Annotated in this window: 5 protein-coding genes and 3 pseudogenes; 7 read left to right on the top strand and 1 reads right to left on the bottom strand. The window is 43.3% G+C overall.

The genetic code is table 11. The features are described from left to right. The 6 genes and pseudogenes from J582_RS26850 to J582_RS23815 form a co-directional block, all read left to right on the top strand. Window positions 1-104: pseudogene (locus J582_RS26850) on the top strand (ATP-binding protein); the annotation flags it as partial. Between the two features lie 281 nt (window positions 105-385). After that, window positions 386-1,594, top strand: a complete 1,209-nt coding sequence (ssuD, locus tag J582_RS23795; RefSeq protein ID WP_031995691.1) for an FMNH2-dependent alkanesulfonate monooxygenase — start codon at window positions 386-388, stop codon at window positions 1,592-1,594. 583 nt (window positions 1,595-2,177) lie between these two features. Next, complete coding sequence (locus J582_RS23800; protein ID WP_031995689.1) at window positions 2,178-2,747, top strand: hypothetical protein; 570 nt, start codon at window positions 2,178-2,180, stop codon at window positions 2,745-2,747. Between the two features lie 203 nt (window positions 2,748-2,950). Beyond that, on the top strand, window positions 2,951-4,540 hold the full coding sequence (locus J582_RS23805) for a Dyp-type peroxidase (protein ID WP_005104749.1): 1,590 nt from the start codon (window positions 2,951-2,953) through the stop codon (window positions 4,538-4,540). 74 nt (window positions 4,541-4,614) lie between these two features. Next, window positions 4,615-5,769, top strand: a complete 1,155-nt coding sequence (locus J582_RS23810; protein WP_004280950.1) for a catalase family protein — start codon at window positions 4,615-4,617, stop codon at window positions 5,767-5,769. A 251-nt stretch (window positions 5,770-6,020) separates the two neighbouring features. Then, complete coding sequence (locus J582_RS23815) at window positions 6,021-7,856, top strand: 3-hydroxyacyl-CoA dehydrogenase (RefSeq protein ID WP_031995687.1); 1,836 nt, start codon at window positions 6,021-6,023, stop codon at window positions 7,854-7,856. Between the two features lie 39 nt (window positions 7,857-7,895). On the opposite strand, the pseudogene J582_RS0105360 reads toward J582_RS23815, so the two are convergent. Then, window positions 7,896-8,354: pseudogene (locus J582_RS0105360) on the bottom strand (HlyD family secretion protein); the annotation flags it as partial. A gap of 53 nt (window positions 8,355-8,407) precedes the next feature. Here J582_RS0105360 and J582_RS23820 point away from each other — a divergent pair. Then, window positions 8,408-8,953: pseudogene (locus tag J582_RS23820) on the top strand (IS5 family transposase); the annotation flags it as partial. Between the last annotated feature and the right edge of the window lie 106 nt (window positions 8,954-9,059).

A 9,059-nucleotide genomic window follows, 5' to 3' on the forward strand; every position in this document is an offset into this window, starting at 1 on the left:
AAAATATGCAGCGAGATTTAGGTGTCCGATTATGGTCACGATTACATGAAAACAATTTGATTGTAGTACCGTGTTATTGGGATGATAGACGCATCACCGGATAAAAGAAGTCTTTACTACCGCCAATTATATTATTGATATAATTGGCATTTTTTATAATTAATTTCTAAAAATCTCAACTTTATTCTCTAAAATATAGACAGAAAAATTCTAGAAAAAGAGAGGAAATCCTATCATTTTATGTTGAAAATCATAAAGTTCATTAATGAATTACCGGTATCAAAATAATTACTACCGAATAGCGTACTTATTAATAGGACTTACGCAAAGACGACCGAAGGCGAGTTATCTTAATCAATTTTTGAGCTTACAAGCAGGGGTTACGATGAAAATTTTTTGGTTTATACCGACACATGGCGACAGTCGTTATTTAGGCACGAGTAAAGGGGCAAGAACCGTTGACCATACCTATATGAAGCAAATTGCAGTGGCAGCCGATAACCTTGGCTATGAGGGCGTGTTGATTCCGACAGGTCGCTCATGTGAAGACCCTTGGTTGGTCGCCGCTAGTCTCATTGATGCGACCACTCGCTTAAAGTTTTTGGTGGCATTACGCCCTGGGGTGACGACACCCGCGCTTGCTGCTCGCATGACAGGCACCTTTGATCGATTATCAAATGGTCGATTGCTGCTTAATCTGGTCACAGGCGGCGATGAACAAGAGCTTAAAGGCGATGGCATCTTTGAAGACCACGCGACGCGTTATCAGACAGCCAGTGAATACACCACGATTTGGCGAGAGATTTTGACTCGCTCGCACACAGGCGAATCCTTTACTTTCAACGGTGAACGCTTGCAAGTAGAAGATGCTAAATTGCTGTACCCCCCTCTACAACAGCCATATCCGCCCTTGTGGTTTGGCGGTTCATCTGAGGCGGCGCAAACACTGGCTGCCGAACAAGTTGACAGTTATTTGACGTGGGGTGAGCCGCCTGCCGCCGTCAAAGAGAAGATTGAGCAGCTTAAAACCAAAGCCGCTGCCAAAGGTCGTACATTAAGCTATGGTATTCGTCTGCACGTGATTGTGCGTGAAACCAATGAAGCCGCTTGGCAAGCCGCTGATGAATTATTGAGTCATGTGAATGACGACACCATTGCCGCTGCCCAAGCCAAATTTGCCCAAATGGACTCGGTGGGACAACAACGTATGACAGCCTTGCATGGCGGTCGCCGTGATAACTTAGAAATTTCGCCCAACTTATGGGCAGGGATTGGACTGGTACGTGGTGGCGCAGGCACCGCACTGGTGGGCGACCCACAAACTGTTGCCGCGCGTATTCAAGAGTATGCCGATTTGGGCATTGATAACTTTATTTTTTCAGGCTATCCACACTTAGAAGAGGCGTATCGGTTTGCTGAATTGGTTTTCCCATTATTACCGATAGACACCCAAAACACCTTGGTCAAGCCAAATTTGACAGGACCGTTTGGTGAGATTGTCGCTAATAACTATGCACCACCGCAACAAACCCGTGACACTGCAACCCCAAAAACACCTACCACTGCTGCACCTAAACACGCCATCGCCTCTTAAATTCATCTTAAAGACATATTAAAGGCGTCTTCAATGCTTGTGATAAAACGTGCTAATTAAAGCACGTTTTTCGCTTCGTCTATACCTATCATTAGACACCTATCATCCGACAGGGTGTGTGGAATCCACCCTAGCCATGATAAACATCTTTTAACTGATAAACCTTTTAACTGATAGACTTTGTTTTAAAAAGTGGTAGCCAGTTATACGGTGAGATTAGACCAGCAAGCTACTTTGCTAAAGTTAATCATCAAGGTGTCAATATCCCAACTTTTTTAGCAAATGCAACACAGGAAAAATGACTTCTCTATAGCTAGGTTATATTCGGAATGTGAATAACCTATTGATAGTAATGAAAATTTTTTAAGCCAACACTGTTAGTTTTACGGTCTCTAGTATGTCATTTTTTAATCAATAGTTTAGTTTTGTAATTTTATGGGTGATAAAAGTTATTATAACGCTTTTTGCTTTTTGCGGCTTATACAATAAAAAAGATTTAAATTTTAAATCATAAAACAATGGGATAAATAAATTTAAATCATGCACTTCAATTAATGATCAACTAACTATAAGGGCAATAAATATGACAACTGAAAACAATGAAAAACTTTCTTTATTAGACGATGTGGCATTAAAAGCCCAAATGCTCATGGCAAATCTAAAAGAGGGCGCTAATGATGGCTATGACCATTCTGTCACCAGTGCCGGTGAAAAGGGCTTAAAATCAGGCAAAGTGTCTGAACTCACCGCCATCGCCCCCTTGACCAAAGATGGGGCAGCTCGTATCAAGCGAATTTTGGAAATTACCAAAGGCAATCTTGCAGGGGCGACCAATGTAGGCACCTTGCATGATTTGCGGTTGGTGTTTTTAGACAATGATACTAAGCTACTGTTTTGTACCGCCTATGATGGCGATTGGGATGCTTACATCAACGACTTTGCTACCAAAATTCCAGAACTCATGGATTTGCTTTTTGGCAATGTAGAGGGTTGGCCTGGGATTAAAAGCCCGACTGTCAAGCAATTCATCCTTGACCATCAGATTACCGCTACCGGTTGGTATGTAGGTGTACCGCATCTGACGGTTCGTGATATTGCGCGTAATGACAAAATCGTGCGTGGCATTAATAAAGCCATTGAACAAGCCCAATAAGCCCGCTTAGAACCTGTATTCACCATATCACGTTTATCAGCGTACTATTCTAACCGTACTCTGAACGGGCAAGCTTTAGGTTAAAATTTCGATACAAAAGCGATTTGTTCAGTGATTTTACCATAAGCAAGCGATATTTAGCGTGGTGTATGGTGAACAAGCTTTCAGCATCAAATTTTTAAGATTCTCTGCTAGGAACGACCATGAATAACGACAACCCAGCGAATGAAAGCCTACTTGGCAAATTAAAAACCCATCTACAAGATGGTATCGAGCATGGCATAGAGGCCGTTAAAGACAAACTTGAACACAGCGATACACCCGCTGAAAAACGCAGTGTCAAAGAACGGGTACACGAAGCGAAACAAAAAATCGGCACGCAGCTGCACAGCGTCATGACACGGGCAACGAACGCTATTTATCCGAATATCGCTACGATGGAACTTGAGGATATTCAAGCCATCATTTTGCATGACCGCCCTGCGCCTTACTACGGCACGCTTGTCGCGCTAAAAGTCAATGACAGCAACGCGGGTCGTGAATTATTAAAAGCGGTATTACCAAACGTCAAAGGCTCAAAAAATTTCCAAAAAGATATGGATGCCAATTTGACCATTGTGATGACGTATAAGGGGCTAAAAGCTTTAGGCTTACCGCAAAGCTCGCTTGATTCTTTCCCAGAAAATTTCAAAACAGGTATGGCAGGTCGCTCCGATATCTTGGGTGACAAAGGTGATAATGACCCTAGCAACTGGCTTGCGCCATTTGGTGATAAAGGCGATATTCATATTTGCGGCGCGGTGATTGCCAATAGCCAAGAAAAATGGCAAGCCAAACTTGCCGAACTTAAACAGGCGTTTGCCCCTTATCTAGATACCAGCCGTAACGCCATCGAAATCTTAGTGGAACATGATTTTGGCACAGATGGTGACGTCAAAAACGTGTTTGGTTATCGCGATGGCATCAGTAACCCAGAAGTTGATGGCAGTGGTATCAGCCTTGAAAATAACACCGAACGTCCGATTGCGGCGGGTGAATTTGTGTTAGGTTATAAAGGTGAAGCGGGCGTGGTACCTCCCATGCCACAGCCTGAAGTATTGGGAAAAAACGGTTCGTTTATGGTACTGCGAAAATACCGCAGTAATGTCGCTGACTTTCACCGCTATTGCCTTGAACAAAGCGACAATGACCCAGCTAAAGCCGATAAATTGGGGGCAAAAATGTTTGGTCGCTGGCGTTCGGGTGCCCCCATCACCCTAAGCCCAGACCATGATGATGAAGCCCTCGGCAAAGACAATGTAGCAAACAATAAATTTGACTACACGGACGATCCCTATGGCAAAGGCTGCCCGTTTGGTGCCCATGCTCGCCGTATGAACCCCCGCAATACCAAAGACTTTATTCTAAGCGATGTGCGTCTTCACCGTATCATCCGCCGTAGTGTATCGTATGGCGATATCGTGCCGCCCAACGTGACCCAAGACGATGGTCAAGAGCGGGGGTTATTTTTTATCGGTATCAACGCCCATGCCATGGACACGCTTGAGTTTTTGCAAAGCCAATGGATTAATGACGGCAACTTTATGAACCTTGGGGAAGAACGTGACCCAATGCTAGGCGTACACGCAGGTAGTGACGCTGATAGCGATGTGTTCACCGTACCCGATGAGCCAATTCGTAAGCGTCATACCAATATTTTGCAATTTAATACCCTACAAGGCGGTGAATATCTTTTTGTACCGAGCTTGTCGGCACTCAAATGGATTAGTGAGCTTAACGAAAATTCATATTAGAGTAAATCTAAATAAAAAAAGGTTAGGTGGGTTTAGTAAACCTAACCTGATAAAAATAACAAAGGACAATCATCATGTTAAATAAATTATTCGGTCGTCGTTATGCCAAGTTTGACCCAGCCATCGACCAGCTTACTAGCGACGATGAAAAAGCCATCGACCAAATCACCGCAGATATTCGTGACTATATCGGCAAATCAGACACGGTTAGCAAAATCAATTATCACACCCGAGATGCCCACGCTAAAGGCTACTGTGCATTAAAAGCCAACTTTGAGATTTTACCAAAACTGCCCAAAGAATATGCCCAAGGTATCTATGCCAAACCCGCTCGTCATGAAGCAGTGATTCGTTTTTCTAACGGCTCATCTCGTGTGGCTGCCGACAACAAGTTGGGGCTTTCTCAAGGGTTGGCGATTAAAGTCTTTGGTGTCAAAGGCGACAAATTACTGCCAGATGAGCCAGATAGCCCAAACTTTGACTACAATCTGATTAATTTTCCTATTTTCTTTTGTAATACTATCCAAGACTATAGTTATATTTCACGGCTATTTTTACAATTAAATGATTATTTTGCCAAAGGCGCGAAAGGGCAAGCCAAATTTGCCTTTGACTGGATTACCCAATATGGCAAAAAACTGCCATCCAAAGAATCCCTCAAGACTTTTAGGGCTTTTAGTAAGTTTAAAACCATCAAACCGCAAAATACCTTGTTATACAGTTTTTACTCACAAGGGGCGGTGCGTCATGGCGACTATATGGCGAAAATCCGTGTCGCCCCGACCAAAGCGTCACAAGCCAAAATCAAACGCCGAGATCTCGATGTCAATGCCACCAGCGAGGCGATTCGTCCTCTGATTTTACAAGAAATCCGTGAGCACGATTATGAGTTTGATGTGCAAATCCAGCTGTGCCGTAACTTAAAAGACCAACCCATTAATGACTTGACCAAAGAATGGGATGAAAAAGACGCCCCGTTTGTGACAGTGGCAAAACTCACCATCCCTTGCCAAGATGTGCCGGATGACGGTAATTTTGACATTATGGAACACTTGTCATTTACCCCGTTTCGCTGTATTGAAGCCAACCGTCCGATTGGTAATTTGCAACATGCGCGACTGCGTGCCTATCAGACCGCCTCGACCACTCGCCATCGTTTAAATCATAAAAAACGTGCCGAGCCAATCAATCTAAAACAGGCATTTGATAAAGATTTTTATAACCTTTAAATTTGGCAAAAAACCAGTAGCGGGGCGGTTATGGGGGCATTGTTTGGGGTAAAATTTCACCCATTGGGTAAAAAACTACATCGCCTTTAATCATTCAAAAACCGTTAGCCTGTGACTGGGCTAACGGTTTTTTACCTTTTTACGCCATTAAACTTATTTCATTAAACTTAAGCTATTAAACATAGTGATTAGCAAATACGATAATACCAAAAATAAAGTTGCGTATTTGCCAATCAATCTAGGAGTATTGTATGTCAGAGTCGAATCCTCTTGTTAATTTTACCCATATCACAGTCGCAGGCAGTGGTGTTTTGGGCTATCAAATCGCCGTACAAGCGGCGTTTCATGGTTTTAAAGTCGTTGTGTATGATATCAATGACGAGGTGCTCAATAAAGCCAAAACCAAATTTGCCAATATCGCCAAACGTCATCAGGATGATTTAAGTGAAACAAGCGAACAAGCCAAACAGGCTGAACAAAACTTGAGCTATACATCAGATTTAACCGCCGCCTTAAAAGACGCCGACTTGTTGATTGAAGCGGTGCCCGAAGATGTCGCCATCAAAAAAGATTTTTATCAAAAAGCCTCAGCAGCCGCACCCGAAAAAACCGTATTTGTCAGTAACTCATCTACCATGTTGCCCAGTGATTTGGTCAAATTTACCGACCGTCCTGCTAAGTTTTTGATGATGCATTTTGCCAATGAGATTTGGAAGCGCAATCTTGCCGAAATTATGTCGCATGCCGATACTGACCCTAATGTATTTGATGCGGTGACCGCGTTTGCCAAACAAATCGGCATGGTGCCTATTATCGTCAACAAAGAAACCTCGGGCTATGTACTAAATTCATTACTCAATCCTTGGTTAAATGCAGGGATGCAGCTGTATATCCAAGGCATTGCTGACATTCAAACCATCGACAAAACTTGGATGCTTGGCACAGGCTCGCCGATGGGACCATTTGCTTTTTATGATATGCTGGGGCTGACTACCCCTTACAATATTTACAAGCTTGCTGTGGCTAAGGGCAAACAACAAGACCAAGCGGTCGTCGATATGCTCAAAAAAGATTACATTGAGAAAAATAAACTGGGCGTACCAACGGGCGAAGGATTTTATCAATACCCCAATCCCGCCTTTAAAAATCCTGATTTTTTAAAACCACCCAAAGCGGATTTATCCAAAGTACCCTATAAAAATATTACCGTGGCAGGCAGTGGCGTATTGGGCAACCAAATTGCGGTGCAATGTGCGTTTCATGGGTTTAACGTGACGATTTATGACATTAACGATGACGCGATTGCTAAGGCGAAAACCCGCTTTACCGACCTTGCCAATCAGCATCAGCATGACCTAGGTGAAACCGATGCCCAAGTGGCAGCAGCCAGCAACAATTTGGCTTACACCACGGACTTGAATGAGGCGTTAAAAGATGCAGACCTATTGATTGAAGCGGTGCCAGAAAGCTTAGACATCAAAAAAGATTTTTATAGCAAAGCCTCAGCCGCCGCCCCTGCCAAAACCGTGTTTGCCAGTAACTCATCGACGTTATTGCCAAGCGTGTTATCAACCTTTACTAACCGTCCAGAAAAATTCTTGATGCTGCATTTTGCCAATCATATCCATATCCGTAATACGGTGGAGTTGATGGCGGCCCCAAGTTGCGACCCACAAGTCTATGCTGACGTCATCGAATTTGCCAAAGCCATTGCTATGCTACCGATAGCGGTGAAAAAAGAACAATCGGGCTATGTGCTTGATAGCTTATTGATTCCGTTATTGGTAGCGGGGTTAAAACTGTGGGCAAACGGCGTTGCCAACGCCGCAACCATTGATAAAACGTGGATGATAGCCACGGGTTCACCCTTTGGACCGATGGCGATTTTGGATAAAAATGGCATGACAACCAACTACAATATCTTTAATGAACTGGCAAAAACGGACCCTTCTTTGCAGCAGCCCGCTGAAAAGCTCAAAGCAGAACTGGTCGATACCAACAAATTGGGTGAAGCCACGGGTGAAGGGTTCTATCAATATCCTAACCCAGCTTATTTAGCGAAAGATTTTTTAAGCTTAATTCACTAAACTGCGTTTGGCCAAGGAGAATAAAAAAGGGGTAATTTGCTAACTTGACGTATCTACTGTTGCCACTACCGACATGCCGGGTATCAATTCATTCAGACGACTTTGATTGCCATCGATGTCAATGCGTACAGAAATGCGCTGTACCACTTTGGTAAAATTCCCGGTGGCATTGTCGGTTTTAATGACACTAAATTCTGACCCTGTTGCGGGGGAGATGCTTTTGACTACCCCCGTAAATTTTTGTTTGCCTAGGGCATCGACAGTAAACCACGCTTTTTGCCCGTTTTTCATTTTATCAATTTGGGTTTCTTTAAAATTGGCAATGACCCACATTGATTTTGGAATGAGATAAACCAACTGCGTGCCTTGTGTCACCAACTGACCGGTACGGATATTGATTTGCCCTAATTTACCTGAGGTCGGGGCGGTGATTAAGCCATACTCTTGGTTGGTATTGGCTTGATTTAGCTATGCATTGGCGCTTTTAATCTGTGCCAGGCTTTGTTGCACAAACCTATCTGTAAAGGCTTTTTCAGCGATATAATTTTCAAATGAAGAAGCCTACACACAAAATCTACCGCACAACCAATTGGCCCGCATATAACCGAGCACTCATGAGTCGCGGAAATATTGCCATTTGGTTTGATCCTGCTACGCAATGGTATGCGCCATCAAAAGGCAAACAAGGGCGAAATCAAACCTACTCCGACGCAGCCATCCAATGCTGCTTAATGATTAAATCCTTATTCCGTCTGTCTTTACGTATGGTTACTGGCTTTGTGCAAAGTCTGATTAAACTTTGCGGATTAAATTGGATAGCTCCAGATTACACCACGCTTTGTAGAAGACAAAAGCATATTGATATTGTAATCAACTACCAAAAAAGTAGCGATGGGCTGCATCTACTCATGGACTCTACAGGCATGAAGTTTCTAGGTGAGGGCGAATGGAAGCGCAAGAAACATGGACCTGAATATCGTCGCCAATGGCGTAAACTTCATATTGGTATAGATGCTAAAACCCTACAAATACGAGCAGTTCAGCTTACAACCAATAATGTCAGTGATTCACAGGTGCTTGGTGATTTCAGAACTCAGTGACCTTGAAGCAAAGAACAATATTTTTCCTGAATCACTTACTCGCCATTAAAAATGAAGCTGCTAGCGTGGATATGAATCAGTATTTTCTGGATTCTTAGAACCT

The sequence above is a fragment of the Acinetobacter sp. 1566109 genome, from assembly GCF_000582255.1.
In the GTDB taxonomy this organism is placed as follows: domain Bacteria; phylum Pseudomonadota; class Gammaproteobacteria; order Pseudomonadales; family Moraxellaceae; genus Acinetobacter; species Acinetobacter nosocomialis.